Origin of the sequence: Pseudoalteromonas sp. P1-9 (assembly GCF_001399975.1) — a bacterium.
Taxonomy (GTDB): Bacteria; Pseudomonadota; Gammaproteobacteria; order Enterobacterales; family Alteromonadaceae; genus Pseudoalteromonas.
In genome coordinates this window covers 1-284 of record NZ_LKBD01000173.1, presented here as the reverse complement: position 1 = coordinate 284, position 284 = coordinate 1, and the positions used below count along the sequence as shown (strand labels likewise).

The following is a 284-nucleotide window of genomic DNA, read 5'->3' as shown; positions in this document are numbered from 1 at the left end:
CGTTGTGGTTCAGGTACGGTGCCACTGATCACCCCTGTAGCTTCATCAATAGATAACCAATCGGGGCCATGCGAGATTTCATACGTTAATGCCCTATTACCTAAATAGTCTACTTCAGCCTGGTAAACAAACTCTTTACCAAAAAACGCACGAAGTCGCACGGGTTCAATTATCTGTAAAATAGGATTCACGTCCAATGAGTACTCAACATTTTCATAAAAGTAGCCATCTGTGATCACTAACTGAACGTCCTGTACACCCGTTTGTTCAAAGTCAACAACACG

At 42.6% G+C, this 284-nt stretch carries 1 protein-coding gene; it reads right to left on the bottom strand.

What is annotated here, in order from left to right:
• The coding region (locus tag AN214_RS22820) for a putative Ig domain-containing protein (RefSeq protein WP_161805719.1) at positions 1 to 284 on the bottom strand (284 nt) is incomplete at both ends.